Raw genomic sequence first — 18,281 nt, 5'->3', positions numbered from 1 at the left:
GGATCGTGTCCGACGCGTCCAAGTCCAAGCCCGCGCTCAAGCGTTGCGCCGTCTGCCGCAATTCGGTGGCCAGGAAGAAGCTCGTCCTCACCGCGAGCGGACAGCCGGTTCACCGTGCCTGTCGACCGGCCGCGGACCGCACGCCGGGGCGCTCGACGACACCGCCCGGTATCACCAGGGCGCCGAAGGACATCAGCCGCGACGAGATGTTGCGGAGGATCGCGGCGTTGCGGAAGGGCGACGCGAAAGCGAAACCGAAGCCCCGTGCCGTGACGAAACCGGGCGCCCCGAAGAAGCAGGGCGCGGCGAAGGTTCCGCCCGCCCGCCGCCCCGAGCCGCCGGTGACGCCGCACCGTGGTACGCGGTCGTCCCGCCCACCCCAGCCGTACTACGGCGTCGAGATGAAGTTCATCGACGGCCGATGGGTGCAGATGCACCCCGACTCCGAATAGCGCGCGCTGGACACGCCCAAGAAGCGGTTCGTCTCCTGCCCCGAGGCCGGGGGCAGGAGGGCCGCACGGGTGCGGCCCTCGTCCCCGCTGCCACGGCGGGCCGGTCAGGACATGGTGATCGGGCGCATGGCGAGGCCCTCGGTGCCGGCCCAGTGGGTGACGCGCTGGCCGTCGTCGGCCGGGAACGACTCGACCGGCATGGTCAGGTCGACGGGCGGTTCGGCCTCGGCCTCGCCGCCGGGACTGCCGAGGGTGACGGTCATCGACGCCACGTCGTAGGTGTCCATGTTCCCGCCGGTGGCGCGCAGACCGGCGTACGCCTTCTCGCCCGGGGCGAGGGTGACCGGTTCGCCGGGGGAGGTGCCGTCCAGGACCGGGGCCGGGCCCTGGGCGTCGCCGAGCGTGACCTCGGGAGCGTTCTGGACGTCGCACGTCTTGTCGCTGGTGTTGGTGGCGACGAGGAGGAGGTGACGGGTCGGCTCGTCCTTCGCGCCGTACTTCGTGGCGGAGATCGACACGTCCCCCAGGGTGCACAGGGGGACGCCGGCGTCGTCCTCGGCGCCCTCGCCGCCGCCGGGCGGTGTCGCCGGCGCCGACGCGCTGGGCTGCTGCGTGGACTCGGCTGCGTCCGCGGCGTCGTCGGTGGGCTGGCACGCGGTGGTCGCCAGCAGCGCGGCGACCGCCACGGCGCCCAGGGCGCCGGCCCGGCGGGCACGGGCGGTGCGGCGGTGTCTGTAGGAAGCGGCGTTCATGATGTCCCCCTGTGATCGGCCGTGTGCGTCCGGTGTCCCATCGGATGCAGGATGATTCTGCTCCGGAAACCGTCCCCGGAAAGCCGGCGCCACGGCTTCGTTACCCATCGCGTACATGGCTGACGGAGGGTCACAGTCGTGGGCCCGGTTCACCGCGACCCGTCGTCACATCTTCTCGGCCCCCGCCCTGATCGCCGCCCGGATGCGCGGGTACGTGCCGCAGCGGCAGATGTTGCGGATGCCGTCGAGGTCGGCCTCGGTGATGTCGCGGCCCTCCTCGGTGACGCGGCGGACCAGGGCGACTGCGGCCATGATCTGGCCGGGCTGGCAGTAGCCGCACTGGGCCACGTCCAGGTCGAGCCAGGCCTGTTGCATGGGGTGCAGGTCGGCGTCGACGGTGTCGGCGAGGCCCTCGATGGTGGTGATCTCGTCGGTGGGCTTCAGGGCGCTCACCGGGACCGAGCAGGGGTTGACGGCCTTGCCGTTGAGGTGGCTGGTGCAGGCCTTGCAGACGTTGATGCCGCATCCGTACTTGGGTCCGGTGACGCCCAGGACGTCCCGGAGCACCCACAACAGCCGTTCCTGGTCCGCGACGTCGACGGTGACCTGTTCGCCGTTGAGGCGGAAAGTGTGCTTCGGCACGGGTTCTCCCGGGAGTTCAGCGGACGTGGTCCAGGCCGTCGGTGGGGGAGGCGGGGATGGGCGGGACGGTCGGTTTGGGGGTGAAGGAGAGCGTGCCGTGGTTGATCGGGAAGCTGGTGGGCAGGGTGCCGGTGGCGCGGCCGTAGGCGCAGGCGACCGCGGCCATGGACGCGGCGACGCCCAGTTCCCCGGCCCCGCCCGGTGTCCCGATGGTGTCCGGCATGACGATGATCTCCAGCTCGCGTGGGGTGTTCCACTGCCGGGTGTAGAAGTAGTTGTCCCAGCTCGCCTCGAGGAAGTGGCCGTCGCGCAGGTGGAGGCCGGAGGTCAGGGTCAGGGCGATGCCGTCCATGAGGCAGCCCATCATCTGGGCCTCCAGACCGCGCGGGTTGACGGTGAGGCCGACGTCCACGGCGACGACCGCCCTGGTGACGCGCGGGCCGGTCACCCCGTCGCGGACGGGCCGGTTCACGGTCCCGGGGCGGCAGTCGATCTCCACCAGCACCGCGTTGACCGCGTGGTACTCCGTGTGCAGCGCGATGCCCTGGGCCGTGCCGGCCGGCATGGACCGGCCCCAGTTCCCGGCATCGGCGACCTTTTCCAGGGCCGCCCGGGCGCGGTCGTCACGGAGGGAGCGGCGGCGCAGCTCGTACGGGTCACGGCCGGTCTTCGCGGCGAGGCGGTCCACCATCAACTCCCGGGCGCAGGTGACGTCGGGGGAGTAGACGTTGCGCATGCTGCCGGTGTTGAAGCCCTTGTCGGTCTCGTTCAGCAGGCGGCTGTGGGCGCCGAAGTCGTAGGGCATCGACTGGGAGAGCTGGAAGAACGTCTGGGAGAAGGTGGCGTCTGCGACCGGTAGTCGGGCGGCCATGGCGGTGAACAGCTCGCCGAGTCCGTGGCCGAGGTCGGTGGCGACGCTGGTGTGCCGCTGCTTGTAGCCGAGGACGGTGTCGCCGGCGTAGGCGATGCGTACGCGGGAGCGGGCCATGGGGTGGGTGCGGCCCTGGCGGGAGTCGTCGGCGCGGTGCCACATCAGCTTGACGGGCTTGCCCGCCTTCTGGGAGATCTCCGCCGCCTCCAGCGCGGCGTCGAAGAACAGCTTGCGGCCGAACGAGCCGCCGCCCTCGGTGACATGGACGGTGACCGCGCCGACCGGCAGCCGCAGCCTGGCGGCGATCGTCTGCCGGGCGACGATCGGTGACTTCAGGGACGACCAGATCTCGGCCCGGTCCCTGCGTACGTCGGCGATGGCGCAGTTGGGTTCCAGCGCGCTGTTGCTGCGGAACGCGAAGGTGAACTCGCCCTCCACGCTCGGGGTCAGCGGCGGCAGACCCATGGGGAGTTCCGCGGCGCGCAACTGTTTCTGGACGGAGGCGTCGGACGTGCCCTCCGCGGTTCCGGGTCGCCAGGCCACGCGCAGGGCGCGGACGGCGTCGATGCACTGTCCGAAGGTCCCGGCCCGCACCGCCACCCCGGTGGAGATCACCACCACGTCGGTGACCCCCGGCATGGTGCGCACCTCGTCGAGGTTGGCCACCTCTCCGGGCGTGCCGTTGATGGTCGGCGGGCGGCACACCATGGCCGGCCGGGCGTCCGGGACGTCGAGGTCCAGGGTGAACTTCTTGCGTCCGGTGACCGCGGCGAGCGCGTCGACGCGGCTGTGCGGGCGGCCGATGACGGTGAACCGTTCGCGCGGTTTGAGGTCCACGGACGCCTGCTCGGTCCGCGCCGCCGCGGCCTTCCGTGCCAGTGCCCCGATGCCTGCGGTGCGTCCGGTGGGGGCGGTGACGACACCCGCCTCCAGGGTCAGCTCGCCCTCGGCGGCGCCGAGTTCGAGGGACGCGGCACGCAGCAGCCGCTGCCGGGCGACGGCGGCGGCGACCCGGACGGGAGTGTAGGTGGAGATGGTGGTGTTGGACGCGCCGGTGAGCTGGTTGAACAGCAGCTCCGGCCGGGCGTCGGCCAGGGTGACCCGTACCCGCTCCACCGGGACGTCGAGCTCCTCGGCGATCAGCATGGCGGTCGAGGTGGTGATGCCCTGCCCGACCTCGGCGCGGGGGAGCGCGAAGGACACGGTGCCGTCCTCGTGCACCTCGACCCTGATCAGGCCGGAGGTCGGCAGGGCGGCGGCGGTCATCACGTCGTTGAGGTCCAGCAGTGCCGTGATCTCCTGGGAGGGGATGCCGGCGGCCGCCGCCCGGGACGCGGGAGCGAGTTCGGCGGCCGCCACCAGGGTCGGGGCGGCCAGCACGTATCCGAGGAAACGGCGTCTTCCGGGGCCGTCGGCCGGTCCGGGTTCCTGCCGGGGTGCCGTTCCTTCACTGCGCATGCTCGTCACGTGTCCCTCTCGGCGTATCGGTTCGGGGCGCACACCCTTCCGCGCGTCCGCTCGGACGGCAACGGGGCGGTCCGCCCCGGCCCGCGGCGGTGACGGGACGCGGGCCCCGCATCGTGGGGAGGCGGGGCCACGCGCCCCTGAGGCGCCGGGTGCGCTCAGAACGGGCGGTTCGCGTCGGGGATCTCCAGGTGGATGGGCCTGCCCTCGGACATGAAGAGCAGCACGAACTTGCGCAGCGCCTCCTCCAGGACCCACGCGATCGACGGGACCCCCGGCAGCGGGATCAGGCCCTCGCGGAAGGCCACCACCAGGGGCCAGGCACTGCTGATGATCGGCTTCAGGACCGGCTCCCGGTCCAGTCCGATCAGGTCGCCGACCCGGTCGCCGACGATGTACCGGGAGAAGGCGTTGATCAGCGGCTCGGTGAGGCCCGCGTCGACCTCGGCGATGATGCCGAGGAGCGCGTCGGTCAGTGCGGCGCCCTCGGGGGTGTGGTCGACGATCGGGTCGAGGACCTGCCGGGACTGGGCGTTCGCCTCGTCCCAGGTGGCGGGGATGTACTCGTCGCGGATGCCGAGCATGTGCGCGCTCACCTGCCACACGTGCAGGAAGCCCTCCGACTCGGTGGCGGTGATCGGTACCCGCCAGTCCCGCAGCTTGCCCATGACGTAGGTGGGCAGGCTGTGCCAGGTGACCATCATGTCGGCCTGGCTGATCGGGATGGTCTGGCCGCCGCTGGTGCGGGACCAGCCGGGGGACTGCGGCAACAGGTGCCGTACGGCCGCGTGCACCAGCCGGGTCCGCACCGAGGTCGCGATCATCCCGCCCTGCGGCTGGTAGGCGTACCGGTCGCCGACGTCGTAGCCGAGCTGGGCGGTCTTGGCGACGCGGTCCTTCATGTCCGCGCCGCCCTTGGAGTAGTACACGGCGCGCGCTTCCCGGGGGATGGCGGTGCTCAGCAGGCCGCTGCCCAGGCCGTAGAGGACGCCGGTGTACAGGCCCTTCTTCCTGGTGAAGTCGACGGCGGCCTGGAGCTTCCTCGCGTCCGCCCAGGAGGGCAGTCGGCGGGCCTCCTCCATCCAGGCACGCAGGTCCCCGGGGAGTCCGTCCGGCAGCGGCTGGTCGTTGCGGACCCAGCCGCGCAGCAGGTCGTTGACCCGCGGCACCTGTCCCCGCTCGATCACCTGGGCGATGATCGCGTCGATGTCGTCGTCCCACACCCACTCCGGGTCGAGTCCCGCGCCCTTGCCCGCCACCGAGCCGGCCGGCGACCACGTCCACAGGGAGCGGGCGCGCGCCGGAGAGGCGAGGCCCAGGGCCCCGAACGTGCCCAGTGCGCCGCCGGCGACCAGTAATCTGCGCCGGTTGATGTCTGCCATGGTGTGCACTCCTTCTCGCTTGTCATCGTCGATCGTCCGAGCGAGCGGCGGTACCGGCGGAAGCGGGATCGGCTTCGCGCGGAACGCCACGAGTGTCGGCCGGGCGGTCGCGATGGCCCGAGGGCGTTGCACAGGGGGCGGTCGCACACGGAACGCGCCCGGGCGGCCGGCGATGCAGCGCCCACCGCGCCGAACGCGCCCAGTGCGCCGCCCGCGGCCACCGTCCTGCGCCTGCCGACCTCCATGACCCCGAACTCCTCCTCGAGTTCCGCTGTCGCGTCCACGACGTTTGGTACGGTGAAACAGATTGAGTATCGCTGTTTCTCCGCTGAGTCCCCAGGGGAGCACAGACGGGGCATGAACGCCAGAGGCGTGACGGAACAAGGGAGAGGCCCGTGGACATGGGGAGGGTGAACGAGGAGGCGGTGCGGGCGGCCCCCGGGGAGCCCTCCGCCGCTCCGTCGCTGCTGGAGATCGCGTTCACCGAGGCGGTCGAGGGCGCGGATCCGGACGACGCGATCGCCGCGCGCCTGCTCGACGCCGCCCACGAGCAGTTCTGCCGCATGGGCATCAAGCGTTCCACCATGGCGGACGTGGCACGGCTGGCGGGCGTCTCCCGCATCACCGTCTACCGCCGGTTCGCCACCAAGGACGTGCTGGTCGAGCAGGTCGTACGGCGTGAGTTCCGGCGGTACTTCGACCGGTTCATCCTCGACATCCAGGACGCCGGGACCGTCGCCGACCGGGTCGTCCTCGGCTTCGTAAGCTCCCTGCGCGCCATCCGCCGCAACCCCCTCATCGGGGGCCTGATGACGGCCGAACCGGACGTCGTCGTCCCGTCCATGACCAGTGACGGCGGCCGCACCCTGGCCACCGTGCGGCGGTTCCTCGCGGGCAGGCTGCGCCGGGAACAGCACGCGGGCACCGTCTCGGCGGACGTCGACGTGGACCTCGTGGCCGAGATGATGGTGCGCGTCTCCGCGTCGTTCCTGGTCATCCCCAGCCATGTCGTCGACCTCGACGACGACGAGCAGATGCGCGCGGTGGCCCGGCAGTTCCTCGTGCCGATGCTCGAACCGCCCCGTCCCGGGCCCTCGGGACACCCGCCCTCCCGTGACCGGGACGGCGCGGGGCCGCCGCGCACCTATTGACACTCAGTCAACAACGGGTCCACTGTGTGCCGCCCGAGGAGTCCGAGGACCCCGAGGCATCCGCTCGTGGTTCGCGATGGAGGGAGCCCCGCCCGTGGAGTCGCCAGAGCAACTGCACCGTTCCATCGAGGGATCGACCATTCCCCGGCTGCTGCGCCGCAACGCCCGGCAGTGCGCGGACCGGCCCGCGCTCACCACCGGCATCGGCCCCGGCGACGGGACCCTGACCTGGTTCCAGCTGCGCGCCGAGGTCGCCGCCCTCACCCGCGGTCTCGCCACCGTCGGCCTGGACCAGGGCGAGCGCATGCTCATCGCGATGTCCAAGCGGGCGGAGCACTGGGTCGCCACCCTGGCCGCGATCCACCTCGGCGCCCTGCCCTGCAGCACCTACGACACGCTCAGCACCGAGCAGATCCGCTTCGTCGCCCGGCACAGCGCGGCCACCGTCCTCGTCCTGGAGGGCGCGGAACAACTGCGGCGCTGGCAGCCGGTCCTGGACGACCTGCCACACCTGCGTGCCGTGGTCCTCCTCGACTGGGACGCCGCGCCCGAGGGCGACGCCCGGTTCGTCAGCTACCCGGCCGTGCGCGCCGCGGGACCGCCCGACGACGCCGCCTTCGACGCCCTCACCGACGAGGCCACCACCGACCAGCCGCTGGCCGTCGTGTACACCTCGGGCACCACAGGCGACCCCAAGGGCGTGGTGCTCACCCACCGCAACGTCATCCACCAGTCGCTGATGCGGGACCAGCTCGTCGCCGTCCCCGAGCATCCGCGGACGGTGGCCTACCTGCCGATGGCACACATCGCCGAGCAGGTGCTCGGCATCCACATGCCGATCTGCGACGCCGGCCACGTCACCCTCTGCCCCGACCCCGCCCACCTGCTGCCCACGCTGCTCCAGGTGCGCCCGCACGGCTTCTTCGGCGTGCCCAGGGTGTGGGAGAAACTCGCGGCCGGTCTGCGGGGGCAGCTCGACACGCTGACCGGGGAGCCGGCCGACACGGTCGCGCGGGCGCGCGGGCTCGCACGGGAGGCGTTCCGCCTGCGCTCCGCCGGTAAGGACGTCCCGGAAGACCTCGCCGCACGGCTGGAGCGGCTCGACGAGCAGGTGCTGCGGCCGATCCGGGCCGCCGTCGGGCTCGACCAGTGCCACCGTGCCTTCAGCGGAGCCGCGCCGATCCCCACCGCGGTCCTGGAGACCTTGGCGAGCGTGGGACTTCCCGTCCACGAGGTGTGGGGTCTGAGCGAGACCACCGGGGCGGCCACGGTCGGCACCCCCGCGGCGTTCGCCCTCGGCGCGGTCGGCCGCCCCGGCCCGGGCATCGAGGTCAGGGCCGCCGAGGACGGGGAACTGTTCGTGCGCGGCCCGGTGGTCGTCCCCGGATACCTGCGGGCCGACGGCGGCATCGAGCCCGCTGCCGACGCCGACGGGTGGCTGCCCACCGGCGACATCGGCACGGTCGACGCGCGGGGCATCGTCTCCGTCACCGACCGCAAGAAGGAGATCATCATCACCGACGGGGGCAAGAACATCGCCCCGACCAGGATCGAGTCGCTGCTGCGGGCACATCCGCTGATCGCCCACGCCGTCGCGATCGGCGACCGGCGCCCGTACGTCACCGCGCTGCTGGTGCTCGACGAGGAGGCGGCCCCGCTCTGGGCGAAAGCCCACGGACTCGGCGACGGCGGATTGGAGGAACTGGCCCGCAGCCCCGAGGTGCTCGCGGCCCTCGACACCGCCGTCGAGGAGACCAACGCGGCGCTTTCCCGCCCCGAGCAGGTGAAGCAGTACCGCGTCCTGGCCGGTCCCTGGACCCCGGAGTCGGGCGAACTGACCCCGAAACTGAGCCTGCGGCGCAAGGCCATCGACCGACTGCACGCCGCCACCGTCGAGTCGATGTACCCCTGACGCCGGTCTAGCGGGGCGGGACCGGTGTGTCGTGGGTCCGGTACATGGCCTGTACGTCGAGGGCGAGCTGGACCGTCGGGCCGACGACGGCGATGCCGCGGGCCAGCATGGAACGCCAGTTGAGGGTGAAGTCCTCGCGGTGCAGTTCGGCCTTGGCGAGGGCGGCGCAGCGCAACTCCTGTTCGTAGCCGCCGTTGACGGTGCCGAGGTACTCGGTGTCCAGGCCCACCGAACGCGTGGTGCCGTGCATGGTGAGGGTGCCGTGCACGGTCCACTTGGAGCCGCCGCGGTAGGCGAACCGGGTGCTGACGAAGTCGATGTACGGGTAGTTCTCGACGTCCAGGAAGTCGGCGGACCGCAGGTGGTTGTCCCGGGTCTGGTTGCCCGTGTTGATGCTGGAGGCGTCGATGCGCACCGAGACCTGTGAGTCGCCCATGTCCGGCGCGACCCGGATGCCGCCGTCGAAGCGGGTGAAGCGGCCGTGGACGTGTGCCATGCCGACGTGCTTGGCGATGAACCGGATCGCGGTGTGCGGAGGGTCGAACACCCAGGTGCCGGAGGGGGGCAGCTCCAGCCGGCGTCCGGGTTCCAGTACGACGCGTGCGGGTGCGGGCGCCGTCCCGGCGGCGATGCCGACGGTCTCGCGGACGGGTGACAGGCCCTCCGCCGCCACCATCACGCTGTACGTGTCCGGGGGCAGGACCGCCATGAAGTAGCCGTACGGGTCGGTGGTGCCGCGTGCCGCGACGCGGTGGCTGTCCAGCGCGGTCACCGTGACCTCGGCTCCGCCCAGCGGCTGCCCCAGGGCGTCGACGGCCTCGCAGGCGAACGCCCCCGCGCCGGGCGGCAGGGGGAACGAGAGGCCGGACGCGGCGTCGGAGTCGCCGTGCGGACGCATGCGCCGCAGCAGTCCGAGGACCATGGTGTTCACCTTTCTTCACGCAGGTCTCCGCATGGCTCGACCGGCACGTCGCGTTCGCGGCTGCCAAGAGCACAGGGAGTGGGGCATCGGGACGAGAGGACGGCCCGCCCTTTGATCCTAAAGCCGCCGGGAGGAGAGATCCGCAGCTCCCGAGGCCGGCGTGAAGGGTGGAAGTGCCGGGTGAGTCCTCGCCGATGCGGCGTTACGGGGGATATGTGCCGATGTGGGGGGCGCATGTTTGCAGTGCCGCTCCGGCAAACGGCATGAGGTGGATCACCCTGTCCATGGGTCCCGCGCGGTCTCGGCGCACATCGCACACGTTTCACCCACATGTCCCCGCCCCGGGCCGGGCACGGAGGGAAAGCCGCCTCGGGCGCGGCAGCCCCGGATGGCTAGACTGCACCGGCAGGGCCGAACTGCGGCGCCGACCGTCCAGGAGTGTCCCGTGACCCGCCGCCCCTCCTCGTGAGTCAGGTACTCCGCATGGCAACGAACCGCACGGCCAAGAGCGTCGCCACCCGCCGGCGCTTCGTGGCGGAGGCGCTGCGCCTCTTCCACGAGCAGGGGTACGAGAGCACGTCGATGGCCCAGATCGCTGCCGCGGCCGGCAGCAGCCGGGCCAATCTGTACCTGTACTTCAGCAGCAAGTCGCAGATCATCAGGGTGCGCATGGCCGAGATCGAGGCCGAGGTGGCCGAGCTCTACGCGCTCCTGGACGCCCTGCCGGGGCACACGCCCGAGACCCTGCGTCAGTGGCTGGGCACGGCCCGCGAGATGTGGCTGCGCTACGCGACCGAGTTCGAGGCCGTCAACCAGGCGATGGCCATCGACCCGGACGTGCTGGAGGAATGGCTGGGCCTGATCCGGCGTGTCTCCTCGGCCCACGCGGCGCACCACCTGGCCGGCGCGACGGACGACGAGCGGAGGGAACGCGAGGTGCACATGGCCACGCTGATGATGGGCCTGGAGCGCACCTTCTACTTCCTGTACCTCCGGGGCCACAAGGAGCGGGAGGATCTGGTCCTCACCGCGCTGGCCCGGCAGTGGGCCCGGCTGTTCGGCGAATGACCCGGTTCGCGCGGGTGCCGTACGCGCGACTCCGCAGGGAGGCCCGGTGCACGGGCCTCCCTGCGGAGCAGGGGAGCGGGTGAACGGTCCGGTGTCAGCCGCCCAGCACCAGTCGCGGGCACCCGGCCGCCGCCCGGGACACGCAGATCAGCATGGTCCTGTCGGCCTCCTGCTCCGCCGGGCTGAGGATCGAGTCCCGGTGATCGGCCCGGCCGGCGACGATGGGCGTCTCGCAGGTGCCGCACGTACCGGTCTTGCACGAGGAGACCACCGCGAGTCCGGCCTTCTCCGCGGCCTCCAGGATCGTCTCGTCCGCGCCGACGTCGACGACCGTCCCGGACTCCGCGAACTCCACCTGGAACGGTGTGTCGGGCACGGTCCGCACCACCGGCTTCGGGGCGAACCGCTCCAGGCGCAGGGAGTTCTTCGGCCAGTGGGCCGTGTTCTCCTCCACCGCCCGCAGCAGCGGCTCGGGACCGCACGCGTAGACGAGCGTGTCCTCGCGCACCTCGCCGAGCAGACCGGGCAGGTCGATCAGCCCGTGCTCGTCCTGGGGGACCAGGGTGACACGCGTTCCGTACGCGGCCAGTTCGTCGCGGAAGGCCATCGACGCCTGCGTGCGCCCGCCGTAGACGAGGTCCCACTCGGCTCCGGCCCGCTCGGCCTCCCGGATCATGGGCAGGATCGGGGTGACGCCGATGCCGCCCGCGATGAACAGGTAGCGGGGCGAGGGCAGGAGCCGGAAGTTGTTGCGCGGCCAGGACACGGTGACCCGGGACCCCACCGTGAGCGTGTCGTGCACCGCGGCCGAGCCGCCCCGGCCGGCCTGCTCCCGCAGCACGCCGATGCGGTAGGAGGCGCGGTTCTCCGGGTCGCAGGAGAGGGAGTACTGGCGCACCCACGGCTCCCCGTCCCCGCCCGGCACGTGGACGTCGATGTGGGCCCCGGCCTTCCACGGCGGGAGTTCCCCGCCGTCCGGGTGGCTCAGGGTCAGGGCGACGACGCCGTCCGACGCCTCGGTGCGCTCCGTCACCTCCAGGCTGAGCGTGCGCACCGTCCGCGTCCGGGAGCGTTCGACGTCCGCGACGTCCCAGTGGACCTGCAGCGAGCGGCGCACCGGGAGCAGCGCCATGCGCAGGAAGTCGAGCTGGTCGGTGTCGTCCGGGCGCAGCGACGGCAGCCGCTCGAAGAGCACCCGCAGTCCCGTGGCGCCCTGGACCCGGGCCAGGGGGTTGCCCAGGCAGGTGTGCCGGCCGGCCGTGAAGGCCAGGTGATCGGTGGGGTCGGGCCGGTGGATGTCGAACGCGAAGGGCCTCTCGACGTGTTCGGGATCGGTGTTGGCCGAGGCCAGCGCGACCCACACCATGTCACCGGCCGAGATGCGCACACCGGACAGTTCCACGTCCCGCGTCACCCGGCGGGAGGTGAACGTGGAGGACGGGCGCCGCCGCACCGTCTCCTCGAACACCCGCGGCCACAGCTCCGGTTCGGCGAGCGCGTCCTTGAGCGCCTCGGGGTTCTGGGACAGGAAGAGGACGGCGTTGGTCATCGCCTGGGCCGTGGTGTCCGTGCCGGCCGCGGCGAACTCGGAGACGTGCAGGGCGATCTGGGGCGTGGGCAGCGCGTACGAGCCGTCCTTGGCCCGGGCCGACGCCATCACGGAGATGATGTCGTCGGCGTCGGAGTCGCGCCGCTCCTCGACGATGGCGCGCAGCTTCAGGTTGGCCTCGACGAAACGGTCCCACACCTGCGACCGTGCCGGCTCGGGCAGCGGCTCGTGCGCGGACGACAGCACGGCGAACAGGTCGTCGCGCAACTGCCTCATCATCGGCTCGTGTTCGTAGCCGAGACCCAGCAGCGCCATGATGGTTTGGGTGGTCAGCTCCAGCGAGTACTCCTCGAGCAGGTTCGCCGAACCGTTGTTCTCGAACCGGTCGATGATGCGGTGCGCCCGGGCCTCGATCTCGGGCTGCAGCCGGTCCATGCGCTCCTTGACGAAGCCCCGCTGCGCCACGGACCGCGTCTCGGTGTGCCCGGGCGGATCCTGCCCCACGATCATCTTGGAGACGAGGTCCGGCGGGTAGACCTCCCGGTGCTTGCGCGGCACGTCCGCCGCCGAGTTGGCGGCCGAGGAGTAGGTCTGCCAGTCCGACAGGACGGTGAGGCAGTCCTCGCGCCGGGTGACGATCCACGCGTTCAGGTGCGGGTACCAGAACACCGGCGAGGTGTCCCGGACGGTGGCCAGATGGGTGGCCGGGTCCCGGTAGTAGTCGTCCCCCATCGCGTCGAATCCGTGGGCGACGGGACAGCGGCCCACGGGACGGGCCTCATCCTGCGGTGACGTCATGGCCTGGTCCTTTCGCGGGTCAGACGCTCGTCGCCGCGGAGGCGACGATGGAGGAGAGCTTCTGGAAGCGGGCGACGTTGTCGCCCTCGTCCATCACTCCGGAGGACAGGAAGCAGAAGGACATGCCCGAGACGGGGTCCACCCACAGCAGGGACGAGCCGGCGCCGTAGGAGCCGAAGGTGCGCGGCGAGACGAACGGGCCGAAGAAGCGGGCGTGCGTCCCCGTGCCGGCGAGGGCCATGCCCAGGCCCATGTTGCCCGGCGGGAGGTCCCACTTGCGGGCGGCGGCGACCATGCCGTAGAGGTCGTTGATCTGGTCGCCGGTCTGGTTGGTCGTGGCGAAGTCCAGCACCGACTCGCCGATGAGCTGCTCCCCGGAGCCGGTGCGGCCCTTGTTCCGCAGCATCTCCGTGAACGCGAAGACGTCGTCGATGGTCGAGACGGCGCCGACCCAGGGCATCTCGGCGTCCTCGCGGTCGATGACGTCGTTGAGGCACTCGATGTCCTCGGGCTTGAGCCAGGAGTCGTTGGCGACGATGACCTTCAGCGGCACGCCCCGCTCACGCCATGCGGCGGGCATCCCGAACCTGGTGTGCGTCATGCCGGCCGGGCCGAAGACCTTCTCCCGCATGAGCTCTCGGAAGGAGTCGGCCCCGTAGGCACGGCGGGCCATCTCGCCCATCAGGGCGTGGTTGATGGCCGCCGAGTAGTTGAGGTTCGTGCCCGGCTCGTGCACGACGTCGACGCCGCCCAGGGCCTCGATGACGTCGGCGAGCACCGCGAAACCCTCCGGGCCCAGGCCCGGGTTGGGCGTGGCGGGCATGCCGGCGCGGTGGGTCAGCAGGTGGGCGAGGTTGATCCGGTCCTTGCGGGCCGCGCGGAACGGCTCGGTGCCGAAGAACTCGGGGATCAGGTCGACGACGCGGGTCGACAGCATCAGCCTGCCCTCACTGAGGGCCCGGAAGACGAGGGCGTTGGTGAAGCCCTTGGACATGGACAGGATGCGGTAGACGTCGTCGCGCCGGGTCGGGCGGCCGGTGGCGACGTCGGCCAGTCCGTAGCTGCCGCGCAGGGCGATCTCGCCGTGGCGGGCCACGACGACGTTCGCCCCGTGGTACGCGCCGCTCGCGATGTCCGCGCGGATGGTGTCGTCCAGGATGTCGAGGAAGCGGCGTTCGACGCCGGGCGTCTCGGTCAGGGCGACGGTGGGCTCCGGGGCCTCGGTGTGCTGCACTGGTTCTTCTCCGTCCGGGTGTGCTGAAGGCGTCAGAGCATGAGGGCGCCGCCGGAGGGCGCCAGCGTCTGACCGGTGTAGTGACCCGCCGCGTCCGAGGCGAGGAAGAGGACCGTCCGGCCGATCTCGTCGGGCTCGGCGAGGCGCTTCAGCGGCTGCAGGGCCAGCAGGGCCTGCACGTGGTCGTCGCCGGACGCCGTGAGCATGGCCGTCCTGATGCCGGCCGGGGCCAGGGCGTTGACCCGGATGCCGAAGGGGGCGAGCTCCGCCGCCACCGCCTTGGTGAGGCCCACGACGGCGGCCTTCGACGCCGGGTAGTAGGCGGGCATCGGCAGACCGATGAGACCGGCGACGGAGGCGAAGTTGATGATCGAACCGCTGCCGGCGGCCTTCATCAGCGGCGCGGCGGCACGGATCGTGTAGAAGGTGCCGTTGAGGTTGATCGCTACGACACGGTTGAAGTCCTCGTCGGAGACGCCGTCCAGGAACTCCGGGTGGTAGGTCTCGCCGCTCTTGAACGACTCGGTCATCCGCTGGTTGATGCCGTCCACCCACGCCTGTTTCGCTTTGCTCGGCGTCGCGACACCGGCGGCGTTCACGAGGACGTGCAGGCGGCCCTGTTCCTCCCGGACCCGCTCGAAGACACGGTTCACGGCCGCGGAGTCGGAGACGTCGGCCGCATGGCCCCGGACCCGTTCCAGGCCGGCGAACTCGCGGTCGAGGTCCTCCTGCCGCAGATCCATGCCGTACACCGTGGCGCCGGCTTCCGTCAGGGCTTTCACGGCGGCCAGGCCCATGCCCGAAGCCGCTCCGGTGACGACCGCGGTCCTGCCGTCGAGTTCCATGGTTGATCCCCTCGTCGTTGAGGTGTGACCCGCCGCTCCCGGGCACGTCCGGCCCGCTCGGCGGTGAAGTCCGGTCAACGTAACCAAGAACTTGACACCTGTCTAGGTTTGATTTCCGGTGACGCGCCGGGGCGGCGGCCTGCAGCCCGCCCGCCTCCCGGAACGGGGTGACCCGGACCACCTCCCGCAGCGGGGCGGACCGCCGGACGGAGGGGCCCGAAAACGCCCCCGCCGGGCCGTCGCGGTGACGGCCCGGCGGGGGCGGAGGCGGGGGGGCGGGGAGCGGCGGTCAGCGGTCCAGCAGGAAGTCCAGCTGGATCCGGTCGAAGGTCTCGGTCTGCTCGTACTGCGGCCAGTGACCCGCGTTCTCGATCACCGCGAGCCGGCCGCGCGGGATCAGGTCCGCGATCCGGCGTCCCTCGTCCACCGGTCCGGACGGGTCCTTGGTCGTCCACACGACCAGCGCCTCCGCCTCGATGGCGCGCAGGTCGTCGTCGGTGAGCATGTTGCGCCGCCGGATCTCCGGGTCCTGCAACGCCATGTTCATCCGGCAGGCCGTCTTCCAGTCCGGCTGCTCGAAGATCGCCTGCCGGGTCCTGATCAGGTCGTCGGTGACCATCGACGGATCGGCCATCAGCCACTCCAGACGCGCCTTGACCCGCTCCCAGGAGGGGTCCTCGGCGGCCTGTGTGGACAGCGTCAACAACCGTTCCATCACCTGGGGGTTGGCCATCGTGCCGCCCATGGTGTTGAGCACGATCCGCTCGGTGCGCTCCGGGTGCAACTGGGCGAACCGCGCGGTCACCCAGCCGCCCAGCGACTCCCCGCTGAAGTACGCGCGCTCGTGTCCCAGCGCGTCCAGCACCCGCTGCACCTGGTCGAGGTAGTGCGGTATCTCCAGCGGGTGTTCGGGCTTGCTGGAGTAGCCGTGCCCGATGAAGTCGATCGCGTAGCAGTCGAAGTGTTCCGCGTGCGCGGCCAGGTTCCGCACGTACGCCTCGGCGTGCCCGGTGATGCCGTGCAGCATCAGCAGCAGCGGCTTGTCCGGGCTGCCCGACTGCAGGAACCGGGTCCGGTACGGCCCGGTCTCCAGGTACCCCTGCCGGAACTCGACCTGCGCCAGGTCGGACCACACGCTCGTGTACGACATTGCATCTCCTTGCGATTCGGGCCGGGCGGCCCCAGGCGGGGGCGGCTCAGGGGGACGGCACGGCGGGGCGGTCGGCGAGGAACCCGAGCACCAGCCGGGTGAACTCCCCGGCGCGCTCGTGCGGCACCCACAGGCCGGTCCGCTTGAACAGGTGCAGTCGGGCGTCCGGGATCTGCCGGAGCAGGAAGAGGGCGTTGTCGAAGCCCTGCACCCGGTTCTCGGTCCCCCAGACGATCAGGGCCGGCGCGGTGATCCGGCCCAGCTCCTGCCGCAGCGGTTCGGCCGGTGCGCCCGCCGACTCGGCACCCGCCCGGCGCCCGTCACCGCCGGCGACCGACTCCAGGTACCGCTCCTCGACGAGGTCGTCGGTGACCAGCGCCGGGTCGAACATCATCATCCGCAGGTAGGCGCGCATCTTCTCGCGCGAGGGGCCCTCGCCCGCGTAGTAGGAGCGGATGGCCTTCTGGCCCTCGGACGGCGTCGTGCTGAACAGCGGGACCCCGCCCGCGCTGGAGACCAGCACCAGCCGGTCCACCCGCTCCGCGTGGTGCAGGGCCATCGCGAGGGCGACCGCGCCGCCGGTGGCCAGGCCCACCACGGTCGCCCGCTCGACCCCCAGTTCGGTGAGCATCGCCGCGAACACATCCGCGTACGGGCGGTACTTGCCACCGGCCAGGTCGATCGTGTCGGACCGGCCGTACCCGGGCAGGTCGACGACCAACACCCGTGCGTGCTTGGACAGTTCGGCCATGTTGGTGCCGAAGTTGCCCCAGCCGGAGGCCCCGGGTGCTCCCCCGTGGACACACAGCAGGACCTCCGGTCCGGTGCCGGCCTCGTGGTAGTGCAGACGAGTGCCGCCGACGGTGACGAACCGGGAGGTGGACTCCCGGGTGGGCTGCTGCGGGGCGGACATCAGACCTTCACCGCCGCCGGCATCTCGCCGCCGAAATAGTCCATGCCGTAGGCCTGGTAGAGCGGGCCCGCGTAGTTCTGCACGTGGTGCAGGGCGCTCTGGCAGTCCCGCCACATGCGCTGCATCGGGTTCCTCGCGTGCAGCTGGGAGCCGCCGCTGACCTTGAAGACCTCGTCGGCTGCCGTGGCCGCGCGGTGCGAGGCGGAGACCTGGTTGCGGCGGATCTCCGCCCGCTCGGAGAGGGTGAGCGGGCGGCCGGAGGAGACGATGTCGAACGCCCGGTCCATGTCGTGCAGGACGTGACCGAAACTGGCCTCGATGTCGGCGGCGGCCGGGGCCAGCGCGGACAGCTGGAACGGGTCGCGGCTGGCGGAGCCGAAGCGGCTGCTGCGCTCCCGGGTCCAGGACACGTACGCGTCCAGGGTGCCCTGGGCCAGCGCGATCGTGGCCGTGGTGATCGCGCCGGAGAAGATCACGTTGCGCGGCATCGAGTACAGCGCCGCGTCCCGGCCCGCGATCGGCCCGGCGCTGCCGTCGGTGACCGGGTCGGTCCTGATCAGCCGGTGCGCGGGGACGAAGGCGTCCTTGACGACGATGTCCTTGCTGCCGGTGCCGCGCAGCCCGACGACGTCCCAGGAGTCGTGCAGGATCTCGTAGTCGGCCCGCGGGAGGACGAAGTGGATCGTCTCCCGGTCGGTGACGTTGCCCTCCTGGTCGGTGATCAGACCGCCGATCATCACCCACCGGCAGTGGTCGGTGCCCGAGGAGAACGGCCAGCGCCCGTTGAAGACGTATCCGCCCTCCACCGGACGCGCCCGGCCCATCGGGGCGTACGGCGAGGCGACCCACGTGTCGGGGTCCTCGGCCCAGATCTCGCGCTGCATCCGCAGGTCGCCCTGGGCGAGTTCGTGCGGGTGGACGCCCACCACACCGGCGATCCAGCCGGCCGCGCCGTTGCGCCGGCCGATCTCGTGGACGGTACGCAGGAAGTCGCTCGGGTGGGACTCCAGGCCGCCGAAGTCGCGGGGCTGGAGCATCCGGATCACCCCCGACTCGCGCAGTGCGGCGGCGACTTCGTCGCTGACCCGGCCGAGTTCCTCGGACACGGGCCCGTCGCTCTCCAGCAGCTCGGCGTGCTCCAGCACGCGGTCCAGCACGGGGTTCATGGCGCCTTCC

At 71.7% G+C, this 18,281-nt stretch carries 15 protein-coding genes; 4 read left to right on the top strand and 11 right to left on the bottom strand.

Going from position 1 to position 18,281, the window contains the following annotated elements:
- The first annotated feature begins 5 nt into the window (after positions 1–5).
- Positions 6–452, top strand: a complete 447-nt coding sequence (locus ACZ6A9_RS13810; RefSeq protein WP_468984106.1) for a hypothetical protein — start codon at positions 6–8, stop codon at positions 450–452.
- Positions 453–556: 104 nt separating this feature from the next.
- Here the strand turns inward: ACZ6A9_RS13810 and ACZ6A9_RS13805 are convergent, their stop codons facing one another.
- The 4 genes from ACZ6A9_RS13805 to ACZ6A9_RS13790 form a co-directional block, all read right to left on the bottom strand.
- The gene (locus ACZ6A9_RS13805) at positions 557–1,204 is read right to left on the bottom strand and encodes a DUF4232 domain-containing protein (RefSeq protein ID WP_468984105.1); all 648 of its coding nucleotides are present in this window, start codon (positions 1,202–1,204) and stop codon (positions 557–559) included.
- Positions 1,205–1,369: 165 nt separating this feature from the next.
- Entirely contained in the window at positions 1,370–1,846 is a 477-nt protein-coding gene (locus tag ACZ6A9_RS13800; RefSeq protein WP_468984102.1) for a (2Fe-2S)-binding protein, read from the bottom strand.
- Positions 1,847–1,862: 16 nt separating this feature from the next.
- On the bottom strand, positions 1,863–4,175 hold the full coding sequence (locus ACZ6A9_RS13795) for a molybdopterin cofactor-binding domain-containing protein (protein ID WP_468984099.1): 2,313 nt from the start codon (positions 4,173–4,175) through the stop codon (positions 1,863–1,865).
- Between the two features lie 164 nt (positions 4,176–4,339).
- Positions 4,340–5,563, bottom strand: a complete 1,224-nt coding sequence (locus tag ACZ6A9_RS13790; protein ID WP_468984097.1) for an oxygenase MpaB family protein — start codon at positions 5,561–5,563, stop codon at positions 4,340–4,342.
- Between the two features lie 401 nt (positions 5,564–5,964).
- Between ACZ6A9_RS13790 and ACZ6A9_RS13785 the strand changes: the two genes are divergently transcribed.
- A complete protein-coding gene (locus tag ACZ6A9_RS13785) occupies positions 5,965–6,714 on the top strand; it encodes a TetR/AcrR family transcriptional regulator (protein WP_468984600.1) in 750 nt (249 codons plus the stop codon).
- 94 nt (positions 6,715–6,808) lie between these two features.
- On the top strand, positions 6,809–8,626 hold the full coding sequence (locus ACZ6A9_RS13780) for an AMP-dependent synthetase/ligase (RefSeq protein WP_468984094.1): 1,818 nt from the start codon (positions 6,809–6,811) through the stop codon (positions 8,624–8,626).
- 7 nt (positions 8,627–8,633) lie between these two features.
- On the opposite strand, the gene ACZ6A9_RS13775 is transcribed toward ACZ6A9_RS13780, so the two are convergent.
- Positions 8,634–9,548, bottom strand: coding sequence for a YceI family protein (locus tag ACZ6A9_RS13775; protein WP_468984091.1), 915 nt, complete (start codon positions 9,546–9,548; stop codon positions 8,634–8,636).
- Positions 9,549–10,031: 483 nt separating this feature from the next.
- On the opposite strand from ACZ6A9_RS13775, the gene ACZ6A9_RS13770 reads away from it, so the two are divergent.
- Positions 10,032–10,616, top strand: a complete 585-nt coding sequence (locus ACZ6A9_RS13770; protein ID WP_468984088.1) for a TetR/AcrR family transcriptional regulator — start codon at positions 10,032–10,034, stop codon at positions 10,614–10,616.
- Positions 10,617–10,710: 94 nt separating this feature from the next.
- On the opposite strand, the gene ACZ6A9_RS13765 is transcribed toward ACZ6A9_RS13770, so the two are convergent.
- The 6 genes from ACZ6A9_RS13765 to ACZ6A9_RS13740 form a co-directional block, all read right to left on the bottom strand.
- Positions 10,711–12,963: a cytochrome P450 gene (locus tag ACZ6A9_RS13765; protein ID WP_468984086.1), complete on the bottom strand. Its 2,253-nt coding sequence runs from the start codon at positions 12,961–12,963 to the stop codon at positions 10,711–10,713.
- A gap of 19 nt (positions 12,964–12,982) precedes the next feature.
- A complete protein-coding gene (locus ACZ6A9_RS13760) occupies positions 12,983–14,197 on the bottom strand; it encodes a serine hydrolase domain-containing protein (protein WP_468984083.1) in 1,215 nt (404 codons plus the stop codon).
- Positions 14,198–14,229: 32 nt separating this feature from the next.
- Positions 14,230–15,042: an SDR family NAD(P)-dependent oxidoreductase gene (locus ACZ6A9_RS13755; protein WP_468984080.1), complete on the bottom strand. Its 813-nt coding sequence runs from the start codon at positions 15,040–15,042 to the stop codon at positions 14,230–14,232.
- Between the two features lie 289 nt (positions 15,043–15,331).
- Entirely contained in the window at positions 15,332–16,192 is an 861-nt protein-coding gene (locus ACZ6A9_RS13750) for an alpha/beta fold hydrolase (protein ID WP_468984077.1), read from the bottom strand.
- Between the two features lie 46 nt (positions 16,193–16,238).
- Positions 16,239–17,105, bottom strand: coding sequence for an alpha/beta fold hydrolase (locus ACZ6A9_RS13745; protein ID WP_468984071.1), 867 nt, complete (start codon positions 17,103–17,105; stop codon positions 16,239–16,241).
- On the bottom strand, positions 17,105–18,271 hold the full coding sequence (locus ACZ6A9_RS13740; RefSeq protein ID WP_468984068.1) for an acyl-CoA dehydrogenase family protein: 1,167 nt from the start codon (positions 18,269–18,271) through the stop codon (positions 17,105–17,107). Before ACZ6A9_RS13740 ends, ACZ6A9_RS13745 begins: the two co-directional genes overlap by 1 nt.
- Positions 18,272–18,281 lie beyond the last annotated feature (10 nt).

It is taken from the genome of Streptomyces sp. NPDC041124 (assembly GCF_055592385.1).
Note: the sequence above shows the minus strand (reverse complement) of the source record. Positions and strands in the feature narration are given on the sequence as shown.